This window comes from Kitasatospora sp. NPDC006697 (assembly GCF_042869935.1).
GTDB lineage: Bacteria > Actinomycetota > Actinomycetes > Streptomycetales > Streptomycetaceae > Kitasatospora.
The window spans coordinates 230,841-245,255 of the sequence record NZ_JBIAGU010000009.1; the positions used below are offsets into that span (position 1 = coordinate 230,841).

15 protein-coding genes are annotated in these 14,415 nt (G+C 72.6%); 5 read left to right on the top strand and 10 right to left on the bottom strand.

What is annotated here, in order from left to right; translation table 11 throughout:
- Positions 1-55 precede the first annotated feature (55 nt).
- From ACFYNO_RS15310 to ACFYNO_RS15345, 8 genes are all read right to left on the bottom strand, one after another.
- Positions 56-1,096, bottom strand: a complete 1,041-nt coding sequence (locus ACFYNO_RS15310) for an AAA family ATPase (protein ID WP_388011330.1) — start codon at positions 1,094-1,096, stop codon at positions 56-58.
- Positions 1,097-1,315: 219 nt separating this feature from the next.
- A complete protein-coding gene (locus ACFYNO_RS15315; RefSeq protein ID WP_388011332.1) occupies positions 1,316-2,560 on the bottom strand; it encodes a hypothetical protein in 1,245 nt (414 codons plus the stop codon).
- 101 nt (positions 2,561-2,661) lie between these two features.
- Complete coding sequence (locus ACFYNO_RS15320) at positions 2,662-3,321, bottom strand: hypothetical protein (RefSeq protein ID WP_388011334.1); 660 nt, start codon at positions 3,319-3,321, stop codon at positions 2,662-2,664.
- 103 nt (positions 3,322-3,424) lie between these two features.
- Entirely contained in the window at positions 3,425-4,009 is a 585-nt protein-coding gene (locus ACFYNO_RS15325) for a hypothetical protein (protein WP_388011336.1), read from the bottom strand.
- A 99-nt stretch (positions 4,010-4,108) separates the two neighbouring features.
- A complete protein-coding gene (locus ACFYNO_RS15330; protein WP_388011338.1) occupies positions 4,109-4,747 on the bottom strand; it encodes a hypothetical protein in 639 nt (212 codons plus the stop codon).
- Between the two features lie 181 nt (positions 4,748-4,928).
- A complete protein-coding gene (locus ACFYNO_RS15335; protein ID WP_388011340.1) occupies positions 4,929-5,555 on the bottom strand; it encodes a hypothetical protein in 627 nt (208 codons plus the stop codon).
- Between the two features lie 32 nt (positions 5,556-5,587).
- Positions 5,588-6,046, bottom strand: coding sequence for a hypothetical protein (locus tag ACFYNO_RS15340; protein ID WP_388011342.1), 459 nt, complete (start codon positions 6,044-6,046; stop codon positions 5,588-5,590).
- Between the two features lie 17 nt (positions 6,047-6,063).
- On the bottom strand, positions 6,064-6,642 hold the full coding sequence (locus tag ACFYNO_RS15345) for a hypothetical protein (protein ID WP_388011344.1): 579 nt from the start codon (positions 6,640-6,642) through the stop codon (positions 6,064-6,066).
- A gap of 304 nt (positions 6,643-6,946) precedes the next feature.
- Between ACFYNO_RS15345 and ACFYNO_RS15350 the strand changes: the two genes are divergently transcribed.
- The 4 genes from ACFYNO_RS15350 to ACFYNO_RS15365 are packed head-to-tail and all read left to right on the top strand — an operon-like array spanning position 6,947 to position 9,038.
- Positions 6,947-7,678, top strand: coding sequence for a hypothetical protein (locus ACFYNO_RS15350; protein WP_388011346.1), 732 nt, complete (start codon positions 6,947-6,949; stop codon positions 7,676-7,678).
- Positions 7,679-7,727: 49 nt separating this feature from the next.
- Positions 7,728-8,114, top strand: coding sequence for a hypothetical protein (locus tag ACFYNO_RS15355; RefSeq protein ID WP_388011348.1), 387 nt, complete (start codon positions 7,728-7,730; stop codon positions 8,112-8,114).
- Positions 8,099-8,668 (top strand): hypothetical protein, encoded by a 570-nt coding sequence (locus tag ACFYNO_RS15360; RefSeq protein ID WP_388011350.1) that lies wholly within the window; start codon positions 8,099-8,101, stop codon positions 8,666-8,668. Before ACFYNO_RS15355 ends, ACFYNO_RS15360 begins: the two co-directional genes overlap by 16 nt.
- Before the next feature lie 37 nt (positions 8,669-8,705).
- Complete coding sequence (locus tag ACFYNO_RS15365; RefSeq protein WP_388011352.1) at positions 8,706-9,038, top strand: hypothetical protein; 333 nt, start codon at positions 8,706-8,708, stop codon at positions 9,036-9,038.
- Positions 9,039-9,063: 25 nt separating this feature from the next.
- Here ACFYNO_RS15365 and ACFYNO_RS15370 read toward each other — a convergent pair whose 3' ends face one another.
- Complete coding sequence (locus ACFYNO_RS15370) at positions 9,064-9,627, bottom strand: hypothetical protein (RefSeq protein WP_388011354.1); 564 nt, start codon at positions 9,625-9,627, stop codon at positions 9,064-9,066.
- Positions 9,628-10,002: 375 nt separating this feature from the next.
- On the opposite strand from ACFYNO_RS15370, the gene ACFYNO_RS15375 reads away from it, so the two are divergent.
- The gene (locus ACFYNO_RS15375; RefSeq protein WP_388011356.1) at positions 10,003-10,656 is read left to right on the top strand and encodes a hypothetical protein; all 654 of its coding nucleotides are present in this window, start codon (positions 10,003-10,005) and stop codon (positions 10,654-10,656) included.
- 82 nt (positions 10,657-10,738) lie between these two features.
- Here ACFYNO_RS15375 and ACFYNO_RS15380 read toward each other — a convergent pair whose 3' ends face one another.
- The gene (locus tag ACFYNO_RS15380; RefSeq protein WP_388011358.1) at positions 10,739-14,407 is read right to left on the bottom strand and encodes a LysM peptidoglycan-binding domain-containing protein; all 3,669 of its coding nucleotides are present in this window, start codon (positions 14,405-14,407) and stop codon (positions 10,739-10,741) included.
- Between the last annotated feature and the right edge of the window lie 8 nt (positions 14,408-14,415).

Consider the following 14,415-nt stretch of genomic DNA (forward strand, 5'->3'; position numbering starts at 1 on the left):
GCCGGCGGAGAGAGGGGTACTCCGGGGCGCCGGGCCGGGTGAGGGCCCGGCGGGTCTACTCGGACGTGAGCATCCGGGCGAGCCGGGAGGGCCGGAGGTAGTGACCCGGTTCATCCTCGGGCCGGGGTTCCCGCACGGGCCGGTGGAAGCTCACCGGGGTGATGGTCTGCTGCGCGGGGTCCACCCGGTGGGCGATCTCGATCACGGCCACGGAGGAGAGGTCGCCGCCGGTGAGCGTGTTGACCAGGTCCAGGGCGTTCGTGCTGGCGATCAGCTGGGAGGGGACGGGGGCGGTTGCCCCGAGCCGCCGGGAGATCCGCCGGGCGAGCTCAGCGGCGTCCTTCGGATGGATGCCCTCTCCGAGCCCGTCCACGACCAGCACGCCGGGCCGCACGTGCCAGGCCGCCAGGATCTCCAGGGTCCGCAGCGTACTGACCGGCATCATGCCCACCGGCACCCAACCTCGATGCGCCATCCGGACCTCGATCCACCCGTGGGCGTCGTCGGTGGCCCGGACATCGAGAGAGCCCGGCACCAGCGCCGCGAGGTCGGCGGCAAGCCAGGTCGCCGCCTCCGGGGCGAGCCGCCGCAGCACCCGAGCGATGTCGCTCGCAGACCAGGACACCGCCTGCCAGTCCTTGGCCTGCTCCCGGAGCGCGTCCATCACCTGGCCGCTGCCGTCCAACGGAAGCAAACGCTGCCCCCCGATCGGCGAGAGCATCCGCACGCCGCTTCCGGCGGCGTCGAAGACGGCCGTGCGACCGTCGGAGCCCCGATACGCGGCGAGTTCCACCGAAACCGGTCCGGCCAGTCCGCTGAGAAGGACCTCCACCTTGATCCGCATCGTCTGCGCGGTCCAGGGCCGCCCCTGCTGCTCACTTTGGAGGAGGAGGGTGGCGGGAGACAGCCGGGGGCTGGACGCGGCTGCTGCCTCGAAACCGTCCGTCAGCGTCCGGGAGACCAGAGTGAGAGCGTCCAGCAAGTTGGTCTTGCCGGTACCGCCGGGCCCGGTCAGCACAGCGAGCGGGCCCGGCGGGAATTCGAACTCGAAGTGGTGGAAGGACTTGAAGCCCTCGATCGTGATTTTGGTGATCACTGCAACTCCCTGGTGCGGGGCGGCCGGACTACGACCGGCCCGGTAAACAAAACCATACATGAACTCATAGTCTTAAGCAATCCTGCCCGAGGTCAAAGGCCCGTCGCGCCGACTGAAATCATTGGCACGATCCGGCGCTCCCCTGCCGGCGAGACCAAGGTCGTCGATCATCCGGATCGGCTGCGGTCGAGTCGGCTCGCCTTCGCGCTCGACCGGGCCCTACGCCCTCCCGCCCAGCCCGTACACCGTCTCCCGGTCCATCAGCGGCAGGTCCGGCCTGATCCGGCTCCGCGCCACCCACCGGTGCCGGTACTCGTAGGTCACCCCGAGCACCGCGTTCTTCTTGTAGACCGGCCCGACCTTGCGCCCGGTGCCGTCGCGGATCCCGTAGCGCACGCGTGGGCGGACGTGGGCACGGCGCCAGGTGCCGGCCGCGAGCTCGCCCGACCCTGCGGCGGAGCGCATCCGCGCGGCCGGCTCATCCGGCGGAGGCAGGTAGTCGAGCAGGTGGACGCCGTGGAAGCCGCCGTCGCGGGCCTGCCGGGTCCGCGCGAGCTTCTTGATCTCCCTGTCCCGGCGTCCGGCCCCGTCCCGCCGGGGCAGCTCCGGCGGCGGCCGCCAGTTCTCGAACGCGAGCAGCGCCGCGTAGCCGTACAGAGCGCGCCCGGCCGGATGACTGCCGTAGGGCACCGGCACCAGGGAGTAGAGGGGGACGCCGGTGCGCCGGTCGGTGGCCGCGGTCAGGAGCCAGCCCAGCCCCTCGTCCAGGCGCCCGTCTTCGCGGGCGGTGAGCACGCCGCCCATGACCACTGGCGCATCGCCCAGCGGCAGGCGCCCTTCGTCGGCGGCCTCGACCAGGTTGCTGTCGCTGGCCACCGCGGCGAACGGCACACCGTCGTGGAACAGCAGCACCGAGGGGGCAGGCAGCGTCAGTTCCGCGCGCGTCCGCGCGTCCATCATCGCGGTGGTCGCGGCGTCCTCGGCGAGCGGGCCGGGAACGAAGTGCGGCACCGAGCTGTACGCGGCCAGGCCGGCCGAGACGCGCAGCAGGCGTTCGTCCTGGAAGTGGGGAGGGGTCGCCAGGCCGTGGTGGGCCAGGAGTGCGCCGGGAGGGGCGAGCCTGCTGCGCACCGCGCCGATGTCGGCGGGCACGAGATCGCGCAGGGCGCCGCGGCCGCCGACCCACCGCTCGTCGTAGCGGGCGAAGGTCTCGTCGCGGCGCCGCGCGCCGGCGATGGCGGTGCCAGCCGCGGCGACCACGTCGACGACGGTGTCGGCGCGGGGGCCCGTGCGGGGCACCAGCGCGGTGATCGTCTGCTCCGACTCCGGGGCGTCGACGGCCGGGGCCCACCCGCCGCACGCAGCCCGGACGGCGTCCACCGCGCCGGTGCGGTGCAGCAGGCGCCGCCAGGCGGTGTTCAGCGGCAGCCTGGGACCGTGCGCGAGCAGATCGGCGTACGGCATGCCGTACAGGAACCGGTCCAGCGCGGCGCGGTCGGCCTCCTGCCGCCGCCTGCGGCTACCCGACGTGGTGGCCGGCCGCGCAGGGGAGCGGGCCGGCCCGGTCACCGCCGGAGCCATTCCGTGCCGTCGAACACCCGGTAGAGGAAGCGCCGGTTGATGTCCAGGCCGGCGGCGATCTGCTTGACGAGCCGCTCCTCCTGCATCCATCCCCTGCCCCGGCGGACCGCGTCGCCCAACTCGGCGGTCAGCACCACGTCCCGGACCTGGTTCGCGCAGCGCCTCAGGTGGGCGCTGGCGATCTGCGCGGTGAGCGTGTCCCCGGTCAGGACGAGGCCGTCGGCCATCTCGTCCAGCCGCTCGGCCACGGCGCGGTGGGCTCCGTCCCAGGTGTCGTGCTCGGCGAAGCCCGGCACGCCGTTGCTGACCCAGGCCGCCGCCCACCGGTCCCCGCCGGGCTCCGCGCCGGCCGCCGCCCGGTTGTCCGCGTCCCAGCCCTTGCTGATCGCCGCGTCGGCGAACACGGTGCCGGTCAGGGCGCGGTGAAAGGCGTACTCGGCCTCCTGCGACAGCGGGAAGTTGGTCGCCGTCGGCTCGGCGGTGCGGCACACCACGATGCAGCCGTCGAGGTGGTTGCGGACCTCGTAGGTCGCGCCGCCCCACTGCCTGTGCAGGGGCCGGCCCCGCGTATCGCGCCACAGCGGGGCGTCCTCGAGATCGGGGATGTCCCCGGCGGGCAGGACCTGGTCGAAGGGTACGGGCACAGCCACCTCGCCTGTTCACGGTAAGTGAGCACGAAGGTACACACGGCTGCGCCGAGTGTCCACTCAGGTACACACTTCCGTGTGGCGGGTGGCCGGCGCTCCTCTACATGACGCTGATGAGCACCGGGTGCCCGGACGGCAGGCGTCCGCGGCCGTCGATCCCGAAGGGGACGGCGGGGACGGTCCGCAGCGCGGTGACCCCCGTCGAGGCCGCGACCATCGCCGCCTTGGGGTCGTCGGCGCCGTCGACGAGCAGCTGCACCGCTAACCGGTGCGCGGTGTCGGTGACCTCCAGCCCGCTGACCGAGACCGGCAGGCTGGAGAGGGTCTGCGCCCACGGCAGAAGGGTCCGCAGGAGCGCCGCGGTGGCGGCGGTGGAGGTCGAGCGTTCGGGCCGGGACCGGTTCAAGGTCGGGTGCGTCCCCGCGACCAGCACCATCCCGCCGGGCAGGTCCGCGGTCAGGGTGTAGGTGTAGGCGTTCGCGCCGAGCTCGGACAGCACCGGGTCGGCCCCGGTCGCCGCGGCCAGCCGGTCGATGCTGCTGCGCTGGTCCGCCATCGTGGTGAACTCCGCGAAGGTGACCTGCACATCCCGGCCGGCGAGCGCGAGCCGCAGGGGCTCCAGCGGGCCGGCTGCGTCCAGCACCTCGGCGGTCGCGTGCAGCAGATCGGTCAGGTCGAAACGCATGCCGTCATTGTCGCCGCTCGGACAAGCCCGGCACTAGACGATCACCGGACTTCGCTGTGCGGCCCGGCGCGCTGGAGCGCCCCGGGCCGCACAGTCCCTCTACACGCGCTCCACCGGCGGGGGCATCTCCAGCGGGAAGACGCCCGTGCCTTGCCCCATCAGCCACAGCGCCGGGGACAGGGTGCGGCCCCGGGCGCACCGGGAGATGTGGTTCTGCGAGCGGTGCGTCATCGGCTCGCCCGCCGTGCGGGTGACGGCCAGGACTGTGCCGTCGGCCAGCACCGCGGTCAGGCTGCGTTGATGCCGGGCGCCGGGAGTGTCCACGATGTCCACGCCTTCGATGACTTCGCCCTGGTCGAGCGCCCATCGTTCGGCGAGGGCGAGCAGTCCCACGACCGGGCCCATCGGGTCGGTCCGGGAGTCGGGGCCCAGACCTGCGGAGTCGTCGAGCAGTGCCTGCCCGTACTCCTCCATCGCGCCCGTGAACTTCGGTCCTCCGTCGTGGGCCCAGGCCGGGACGTCCATGTCCTCGACCGCGACCGCTTGAGCGGCGGGCTGTGGACCGATCATCTCCGGATGCGGCAGGCGGATCTGCATCCAGGTGACCGGCAGGCTGCCCCAGGCGACGGACTCGTGGAAGTTGTGTTCCAGCGCGACCAGGGCGGCCCCGATGGCGACGCGAGCGTCCTGGCTGAGCAGTCGGCGGGCATGATCCCCGGTGTTGACCGGACGGTTCATAGCAGTTGGTCCTCTCGCAAGGTGGTGGAACAGGAACACGAAGCGCCACCCATGGAGGGGAAGCGGTGGAAGAAGGAGGCGTGGAGCAGCGCGCGGCCCGGCTCGGGGTCACGATGCTGTGGCTGACGGAGCAGGGCTGGTGGGTGGTGCGCCGACGGCGGAGGCGGGAGGGGCGATCTCGTCATGCGACGGTTCCCAGGTCGATGGCAGGCAGGTGCTCGTACCGGTCATCGACGTCCAGGTCGCGGGCCGTCTCGGGCAGATTGCCGAAGGTGGCTCCGGCGGCCTGGAGCTCGCCGACGATGTGGTCGAGGTCCAGCTCGAAGCGCGGGTCCTTGCCCCAGGCGCGGGCCAGGTCCTCGGGCAGGGCGGGGAGCGGGTCGTCGAAGTCGTGGACGGTCGTCCCGTCGGCGGTGACCGCGCGGTCCATCCTGAAGGTGTCGTCGCCGCGGACCTGCAGCACCACGTACGCGGCGTGGGGAAGCAGGACGCGCAGGAGTGCGGTGAACTCCTCGGCGGCGGCCTCCGCCTCGGCGCGCAGCCGTTCCTGGAGGGCAGACATCCGGGTGTAGGCGGCGGCCGGTGACTCCTCGGTGGTGTCGGAGGTCCCCTCGGCCTCTTCGGCCATCAGGGCGTGGGCGCGGGCGGCCAGCTCGCGCTGGAGGGTGCTGAGATCGTCCGGGTCGCCGTGGACGGCTTCGGCTGCGGTGCGCACCAGGCCCTCCACTTCGAGGGGGGTGAACGAGGCGCTGATGCCGATCAGGTCGGTGGCGAGTGCCGCGATCTCGGGGGTGGGGTGCTGGGTCATGTTCGCTTCTCCGGTGGGGAGTTGGGGGAGGGTCAGGTGTCCTGGACGGTCAGGAACACCGGGGGACGGCCGTAGGACTGGGTGAGGGCGTCCACGACGGCGCGGCCTGCGGCGGTGAGGTCCTGCTCGCCGGCGGTCCAGAAGTCCGCGAAGGCCTCGGTGATCGGCGTAGCCGGGTCGGTGTCCGGTTCGCGCAGTGCCCAGCTGGCGCCCGTGGTGCCCAGCAGGAGGGCGGCCAGGAGGCCGGTCGAGCGCTCGGCGGCCTCGGGGTCGTTGTCGTCGAGGTCGGGGAAGGCGGCGGCCCACGGGCCGGGGTCGCCGACGGGCTCTTCCTGCAGCAGGGCGTGCAGCAGCAGGCCGCGGGAGCAGACCAGCATCGGTTCGTCGGCCGCCTCGGGCCACACGGCGTAGACGCTGGTGCCGCAGCCTCCGTAGCTGTCGAGGCGGGTCGGCCAGTTCACCAGGGAGCCGGTCATGGCGGTGCGGTCCATCCGCCGCCAGTAGGCCGTCACAGCCGCGCTCCGGCCGTCCGGTCGGGCCGGGAGCACCGGCGGGTGTAGGAGGCCAGGACGATGCCGAGGATGCCGTCCTCGTTGGCTTCGAGGTCGGTCACCTCGTTGTCGTGGAAGAAGTCGGCGGCGGCCTGGAACGCCGCTTCGAGGAGGGGGCCTTGCGCCTCGTACCGGTAGCCCTGGCGTTCGGTGTCCAGGGCGTAGTCGAAGGTGAACGTCCAGGGTCCGCGCTCGTGTACGGGGGCGGTGGCCAGGTCGATGCCCTCGCCGATGACGAGGGCCGTCTCCCACACTGTCCAGTTCGAGGTGAAGGCGGGGCGCGTCAGCTTGGCGATCAGCAGCCGGGCCCGCATGAGCGAGTGGAACTGCGCGAGGCGGGCGGCCGGGACAGGCGGGGCGCCGCCGGTCGTCTCGTAGATGTCGTACATGGGGTGGTCGGGGAACGCGTTGGAGCCGTGGACGGCGAAGGTGCGGCCGGTGTCGGCGACCTGCCAGCGGTGCCGGTTGCCTGCGCCGCCCGGCGCTGCGAGCGAGGTAACGGCCTGGGCGTGATCCCAAGGGTGCGCGGAGAGCATGAAGAAGGAGTCCTCAGAGGGTGTGTACCGGGTCGGCGGTGCCTGCGCGGAGGTCCGGCGGCGTGCCGCGAGTGCGGGGCGAAGGCGCCCGGCTTGATTGCCTAACTCTATGAATTAGATCAATGAAGGTCAAGAGTTCTGGCGTGATTGCTTAAGTCTATGAATTCAGGTTACTGTGTGGGCGTCGCCGAACGAGGCGGCAACTGATCAGCCGCCGATGACCTTTCTCGGCCTGGCCTGCCTTCACCGGCGCGCGTCCGCTCGTCCCTTGCCGCGCCCCGTTCCAGCCGAGGAGTACCCGCACATGAAGCGAAGCCTGCGCCGCCACATAGAGGCCGCCATCAACCAGACCTGGAACCCCCGCCGATTCGACCGCCGCGGCCGCGTCACGGTCGTGCTCTCCTTCCCCGAAGCGGCGTTCCCCGATGCCCCGCAGTGGAGCCCCGGGCCCGGGTTCACCGCCACCGCCGGCGAATACGCCTGGCTGCGCGACAACGGCGACGGAACGAGTACGGCGGTCGTCGCCGGGGTGGGCCCCAAGGAACTCCCCGGTGCGGACGGCGGGGAGTGGACCGAGCCGGAGGTCTGGACGGCCACGGCCCCCAACGACAGCCTCTTCATCGACAGCGGCGCCATGTGGGACAAGCCGCACCGCATCACCTGGCTGCTCGACGAGCCGGGCGCGACGATCACCCGCGAGCCCTACGAGGGCCACCCCTCCGCAGCCGTTCAGGACCACTGGGACAACTTCCACGAGCAGTGGGGCTTCGTCCCGCGCCGCAGGCACCGGGGCGAGTTCCCGTACGCGGACCGCCGCCGGTTCGCCGTTCTGCACACCGAACCGGACTTCGGCAGCCTGCCCGACGAGGTGCAACTCCTGGAGACGGCGCACACCTTGATGCGCTTCTTCGGCGCGAAGGCCCGGGTCTACGCCTACGACCCCCAGCGCCGCACCACCCGCGATCCGATGCACACCGTCTCCGACGGCACGCTCACCGACGTTCTGCGCGCCCTGGACCGCCGCGCCTCCCGCTGACCGCGACGACCGTCCTTCTCACTTCCCACTTCCCCAGGAGACCTCTGCCATGGCACCGCTTCCCGGCCCCCGACCCTCCACCGGCAGCGCCGCATTCACGGTGCGCGACGCCCGCCCCGGTGACACCGACACCTTCATGCCGGTGATCGCCCTCGCCGACCCCTTCGACCCCGACCCCTTCGGCATGGCCCGGGACGTCCTGGCCTCACTGCCCATGCCGCCCCTCTCCCACGACCGGAGCCTGGCCCTGGTCGCTGAGGACAACGAGACCGGCACCCTCATCGGCGCGGCGCTCGGCGGCCCGCCGAAATGGCTGTACACCCACCCCGGCATCGACAGCCTTCCCCTGCTGGGCCACATGGTCCGCAGCCTGGGCATCATCCACGGCGTGGCCGTCCACCCGACCACCGCCGCCGGGGAGTGGCCGCCGCCCTGATCGGCGCCGCCGAGCAGCGGTTCACGCGAGCCGGGTACGGCCTGGTGACGGTCGACCACGAGCCCGCCCTGGACGACTTCTACCGCCACCACGGCTACACCATCGGCGACGCCCTCCTGATCCACCTCCCGCAGCAGCGCCTCATCGGCATGACCACCGACGACACCCGCATGTCGGCCAAGCCGCTGCACCGGCGGTCCGGCTCGCCGCCGTCCCCGGCGCTCCCCACCGGGTCATCACCGGCCTGCTGCCCGGCGCCTCCCTCCCGGCCGACGCCGTGTTCGACGGCACCCGCCTCCGGTACTGACGACCGCCCGCCCGCCGGGCCCGGCTTCTTCGACCGCCGGGCCCGGCCCCACCAGCAGGAGCCCCCGTTGCCGCCCCACCTGCACATCGCCGAACGCTGCATCCACGGCGAGACGAAACGCATCCTGTGCGACCACCACGTCGTCTGGAGCCGCTACCGGGTACGGGAAGTACCGTGCTTGCCCTCCTTCTGCAAACCGCCCGCCGAATCCGGGCCACGGGAAGCCAGGACCGCTGACCGCGACTGAGCACCCGCCGCCCCACCCGACCGCCGAGGATAGCCCCATGCCCCGATTCCGCTTCCGCCACCACGGCGCCCCCGAGACCTACGAGTCCGAACTCCTACGCACCTGGCACGACTTCTGCGCCCGGCACCGGATCCCAGCCTGCCCCCGCTGCCCGAGCGGCGACGCCGAACTGGACGCCTGGAACGCCTCCCACGAGTACCGCGAGCGCCCGCTGGCGCAGATGACCCGGCTGCGCCTGCCCGCGCCAGTGGGGCGGCTCCGCCCCGGCCGCTACCGCTGGCTGGCCCGCAAGTACTGGAAAAACCCGACCCGGCTGTGGTGGCTCGGGCACGTCTGGGACGAAGTCCGCTCCGACTGGCGCGCTCGGTGACCGTGCCGGCCGGGATCGCGCAGGGTCAACCACGAGAACCCGAAGGAGGAAGGCCGGCGAACCAGGTCGCGAAGGGAACCCAGGTGCCCGCGGGGACGGCCAGCAGGTTCTCCAGCGCGCCGAACCGCGGCGCCGCGCTGCTCCCGATGGGGAACACCTCCCTGAGCATGTCCGCCTCCGGATCCAAGCCGCCGGGCCGGACCCGCTCCTCGAACAGCTGGTAGGACGGCGCCTCAACGACGCGCAGCGCCCCTGCACGACTCCCGACCACCAGGTAGGGGCAGACGCGAGCGGCGTAGGCGGCGCACGCCGCATGCAGCGGTGGCTCCCGCACGAGCTGGGCGGCGGTCCCCTCCGACTCGCCGGCGATGAAGACGACCTTCGCGTCCCGGTCGATCGAAGTACCGCACAGCTGGCAGCGCCTCCGGGCCATCGCCGTGCGCTGGCGTCGGGGACACACCTGTCCCAGCAGCGGGGTCCCAGTGCCGGTCGCGCAGTAGCACCACAGCACCGGGCCCTCCTCGGGGCTGCGGATCACCGACGATCGGCCCGGAGCGTCGCGCGGTTCCCAGAGCGTCGTCCAACCCACCGGATATCCCCGGACGTCGCGGGGGAGGCCGGCGACGGCCGGCGGCATCGGGACCTGCTTCCACCCGGGACGGGCTCGCATCTCTTCCACGCCGCCGATCCTCGCAGAGCACCGCCGCGCGTCCACGGGCGGGCGGAGCCGACGGCGCCTCCACGGCCCGGCTCTTCGAGACGATGCAGCACCAAACGAGAGTTGCTTAACTCCATGAGTCATGGTTAATGTCTAGTTGTCGCCCCGCCTTGGGCCCCACCCGCCGAACAGAGGCGGGCCGGCGTGGCCTTCTTGGCGAACAGTCCCGTCCCGGGCCGAACCCGGAATCCGGACGAACAGCGACCGGGGCCCGGCACCCGATCCGAAGAGAAGAGGCAATAGCAGATGGCTGGTTCAACGGACCCGACCGAAGACCCGGTGCGCCTTGGCGAGCAACTCGCCACCGCGCGCGTCGAGCTCGAGGCCGCGCGCGGGCGGGTGACAGCCCTGGAGCGCGAGGTCACGGACCTGGAGGAGCGGATCGTGGTGGCCCAGAGTGCTGCGGCTCTGGCCCACGGGGGAACGGAGGGCGTTCTCCACTGGTGGTCGGTGCGAGGTCGTGGCCGGGACGAGGCCCACAAGCGGACCGCGATGTGCGCGTGGATGCGGAGCGTGCACCCCTCGCTGAGTTGGCCAGACTTCAGGCCCGGCAAGGACCCCGTCAACATCGAGTGGCGGGTGGAGCGCTCGTCCACCCCGGAAGAGACAGCGGCAGTGGCCCGGGAGCTTGACTGCATCGGTGCGGCGGTGCGCGCCGTGCGATCGCAGGACGTGCCGCTGGCCGGTCTGCACGTGCTCGTCATCGCGCCCCGCACCGGGCCGATGCGCTTCGGCGACCAGTTTCCCAAGCCCTCTCTCGTGGTTCGTCTCCAGCCCCACGGCTGGGACCTGGTCACCCCGTCCGAGCGGCCTCTCACGCTCGGGACCTGCCAAGAGGACTTCCTGCCCCTCCTCGAACAGGCCCGGGTGGCCGCGCTGAGCCTCGCGGCCGACGCCTGAACGAAGCGGGCAAGGACTCGAAACGTCGGGGGCCTGTCCGTACCGGAAGTCCGGTGCGGGCAGGCCCCCTTCGCGTGCCCGGTCAGGCGGACGCGATGCGGTTCGCGTCCATCAGCGCGTTGATCAGGGCCACCGTCTCGGGCGCGGAATCGGACCCGCTCTCGATCTCGATGCGCGTCAGCTGATGAGCCGTCCGCTCCATCCCCTGGCGGTCACCGGTCTCGCTGTAGACGGTGAACAGGTCCCGGTAGAGCAACTCGCTCATCGTGTCGCACACCAGCCCGCGGGAGGCCGCCGCGAGCGCGGCGCGGTAGTCGTGCACCGCCATGCGCCGGGTGGCGAGCTCGTGCGCGACGTCGACGACGGCCGAGATCATCTCCTGGATGTCGTACTCGGCCCAGGCGTACTTGGACTGGTTGATGTCGCTGAACGGCCGGCCGCGCACGAGCGCCAACGCGTTGGCCAGCGCGGTGTCGGCCTCCGTGCCGGAGTAGTGCATCCCTTCCCGGTAGTACGCCTGGAACTCCTGCCAGTCGCTGGTGACCTGGGAGTTGAAGCTGTAGACGCCGCCCCTGATAGTCGGCAGGTAGGCGCCGGAGGGGTCGTCGGCCGCAAGGAGCGGGTCGCGGCCGAGCCAGGCCCGCAGCTTGGAGATCGCTGTGTTGCGGGTGTCGGCGAGTATCCGCTGGCCGGGCCAGATCGCCTCGTCCAGCTCGTGGCGGGACTTGCCCGGGTGCAGGGCGAGCCAGGCAGCGATCTCGGTGAGCCCGTTGCGGCGGTAGGACTCGACCTTGCCGAGGGTGCTGATCACGTCGACGGGTCCAAGGACGCGGATCTGCGGGGCGGACGGTGGGTCCGGCGGTGTGTTCAGGGCGGCCAGCACGCCGGAGGTGACGGCGGTGACCCGGGTGGCCGGCCGTGCGGGGGCCGCGGCTGGGGGATCGGCCGGGCGGGCCTCGGGACGTCCGAGAGCGGCCGGGGCGAGGGCGGAATCCTCCTGCGGCTGTTCGCCGGCGAGCTCGTCCAGGTCCTCGGGCTCCTGTGGCTCGGCCGTAACTTCCTCCTCGGGGTCCTCCGTGTCGCGTTCGTCGAGGACCTCCTGGAGCGTCTCGTCGAAGAGCTCCTTGGGCAACGCGTTCCCCTCCTGTGCGGTTTCGGCTTCGGGTTCCTTCACGAGGTCGCCGCCGCTCGCGCTCGCGCTCGCGCCGGTGACCGAGGGGGCCAGGGCGCTGAGGCCGAGGTCGGGCACCGCGGTGGCGGAGGCGAAGCTGAGCGAGCTGACCGCCACCTGCACGATCGGAGCGGCGGGCGGCGCGGCAGGCTGCTGCCCGCCGGCGTCCTCCAGCTCGGTGTCCTCGTCGTCGGCGCCATCCTCCGTGGTGTCCTGCGCGAGGGCGGAGTCGCCCGGCTGCGGGACCGGGCTCGGGCCGTTCAGCACGGCGGTGCCGTCGGGCGCGTGAGTCCAGGCGGGGGCCGGGACGTCGTCGGTGCGAGCGGCCGTGGCGAGCAGCTGAACCAGCGGCAGGTACGCCTCCTCCTCCAGCCTCTGCAGGGTGACGGTCAGGTCCAGGCCGGGCAGCTGTACGGGGCTGCCGGGCGCGGCCGGCAGCGTCCACGCGCCGGGGACATCGAGTTCGTCCCCGGCCTCGGTGACGATCGCGGTCGCGGTGCGGGGGCGGGAGGACAGAAGATCGGCCAGGGCCTCTGCATCGTCGCCGCGGGGCGTGGTGGGGGCGATCAGCACCTTGGGGATCCAGGTGTCGCCGCCGTCCTCGGACAGGCGGCCCTGGGCGAGATCGTCGAAGTCGCCGGCCTCCAGCGCGGCGCGCTGCAGGGCGTCGTGGGCGCGCAGCTCCGGCAGGGACTGCGCCAGGTCCTCCTGGTACTCGACCCGGATGGGGAAGACGCCGGCGATCTCCTCGCCGAGGCCGGCCAGGAGCAGCGTGGTGTCGTCGGACAGGCCGGAGGAGGCCAGCTCGACGGCCATACCCAGCATGACGGCGCGGATGTCGGTGCTGGCGCCGGTCAGGCGCAGCGCGCCGACGGACTCGAGGTTGACGAGCACCGGTTCGCCTTCGTCGGTCTCCCCGAGGCTGACGAGCGCCGGGTAGGGGGGCATGGTGTCGCGGGCTTGGTCCTCGTCCAGGAGCTGGGCGCCGCGGGCCGGGCATGACCAGCGGTCCGGGCCGTCCTCCATCTCGGTGAACGGCGCGGTCTGCGGGGTCGGCGCCGACAGGTACAGCTCCAGGCCCCGGGCGGTGACGCGGACGGCCTCCAGCGGCGGGAGCGGCTGGCCGGCCTTGGCGCAGTTGGCCGCCAGGGTGCGCAGGGCGACATCGACCAGGTCGAGACCCTCGGGGTCGGAGGCGGCCCGCAGCTGCTTCTCCAGGTCGGCTGTGGCGGTGGCCTGCTGCGGCATTGGGATCCGCCGCCGCGGGCGCCGGCGGCGCTGCTGGAGCGCGCGTCGGCCGCCAAGGACACCCAGGACGGCGGCGGCGAACAGGCTGGTGGCGGCCAGGGCCACCGAGGCGACGGAGGAGTCCTCTGCGTCGTCGGCCGTTGCCGCGGCGGGGGTCTGGGGCTGCTCGGCCTGCGGGTTGGTGGGCGCGATGCTCGGGGTGGCCGCCGGCTGGCCGTGGTCGGCGCCGGCGTCCGGAGTCGCCGGGGGCTTCGGTGCTTCCTTGGTGGGCTCCGCCGTCGGGGTGCTGCTCTGGCCCGCCCCGTCGCCGGTGTGGGGCGCGGGGGTGTCGGCGGTCGATCCGGCGCCCTTGCTGTCCTGGGTGCCGTGGGCGGACTGGCCGCCCCCTCCCGTGTCCGGGGTCTGCGCCGGTGCGGAGGCGTCGCCGGAGGGCTTGGCGGCGGTGTGCGGCAGCTGGAGTTCCCAGCCCGGGTAGATCTTGTCGGGATCGGTCAGGGTCCGGCCGTCCGGCTGCTGCACTCCCTCGTTGAGCTCGGCGAGCTTGGGGTACGCGTCGGCGCTGCCGAGTTCCTTCGCCGCGATCGAGGAGAGCGTCTCGCCGGGCTGGACCCGGTGCTCGCGGTCGGTGGGGTTCCAGTCCGTGGGCATCGCCAGCTTCCAGCCCGGCTGGAGGGCGCTGCGGGTGGAGAACGTCGTCCCGTCGACCATGGTCTTGCCGTCGTTGGCCGTGGCGATCTCCCGCCACCTGGAGGCGTCCCCGAGCTGCTTGAGGGCGATCTTCGACAGGCTGTCGCGGGCCTCGACGGTGTAGGTCCCCGGGTGCTGGTCGGCAGTGCGTGCCGCGGGGGTGTCGGCGGTCGTGGCCGCCTGCACGGTTGCCGGGGCGGTGACGGCGGTGGGGGAGTGCGTGACGACGGGGGCGGCCGAGGCTGGCGCCGCCATGGCGGTTCCGACGGGCAGGAGCACCAGGACGCTGCTGACCAGGGCGCCGGCCATGCGTTGCTGGAAGCCAAGGGCTGGCAGGCGCAGGGTGGGGCGCCCGCGCAACTGGGCGGGGATCTCCAGCAGCGTGGACAGGGCGAACGTGGCCCAGCCGATCCAGCCGATCGCCATGATGACGGCGAAGAACGGTGCGCCGAGCTGGTGGCTGGTCAGCAGCGAGGTGATCTCGTTGAGTGACACCCCTTCGGGCAGTAGCACGCCGGTCAGAGCCCACAGCAGCACGGGCAGTCCCGTGAGGAGGGCGAGCAGGACCACCAGGCTGACCAGGCCGCGGACGACATCGACCGCCCGGAGGCGGCGCCGGGCGGTGTGGGGGCGAGTCGGTGTCATGGCGCGGA

Excerpts from the sequence above, each read along its gene's own strand:
- ACFYNO_RS15340 (WP_388011342.1), bottom strand. The coding sequence starts at position 6,046 with ATGGACCGCACCGCCATGACCGGCTCCCTGGTGAACTGGCCGACCCGC.
- ACFYNO_RS15335 (WP_388011340.1), bottom strand. The coding sequence starts at position 5,555 with ATGACCCAGCACCCCACCCCCGAGATCGCGGCACTCGCCACCGACCTG.
- ACFYNO_RS15315 (WP_388011332.1), bottom strand. The coding sequence starts at position 2,560 with ATGCCGTACGCCGATCTGCTCGCGCACGGTCCCAGGCTGCCGCTGAAC.
- ACFYNO_RS15345 (WP_388011344.1), bottom strand. The coding sequence starts at position 6,642 with ATGCTCTCCGCGCACCCTTGGGATCACGCCCAGGCCGTTACCTCGCTC.
- ACFYNO_RS15380 (WP_388011358.1), bottom strand. The coding sequence starts at position 14,407 with ATGACACCGACTCGCCCCCACACCGCCCGGCGCCGCCTCCGGGCGGTC.
- ACFYNO_RS15325 (WP_388011336.1), bottom strand. The coding sequence starts at position 4,009 with ATGCGTTTCGACCTGACCGATCTGCTGCACGCGACCGCCGAGGTGCTG.
- ACFYNO_RS15375 (WP_388011356.1), top strand. The coding sequence starts at position 10,003 with ATGGCTGGTTCAACGGACCCGACCGAAGACCCGGTGCGCCTTGGCGAG.
- ACFYNO_RS15330 (WP_388011338.1), bottom strand. The coding sequence starts at position 4,747 with ATGAACCGTCCGGTCAACACCGGGGATCATGCCCGCCGACTGCTCAGC.
- ACFYNO_RS15365 (WP_388011352.1), top strand. The coding sequence starts at position 8,706 with ATGCCCCGATTCCGCTTCCGCCACCACGGCGCCCCCGAGACCTACGAG.
- ACFYNO_RS15350 (WP_388011346.1), top strand. The coding sequence starts at position 6,947 with ATGAAGCGAAGCCTGCGCCGCCACATAGAGGCCGCCATCAACCAGACC.
- ACFYNO_RS15355 (WP_388011348.1), top strand. The coding sequence starts at position 7,728 with ATGGCACCGCTTCCCGGCCCCCGACCCTCCACCGGCAGCGCCGCATTC.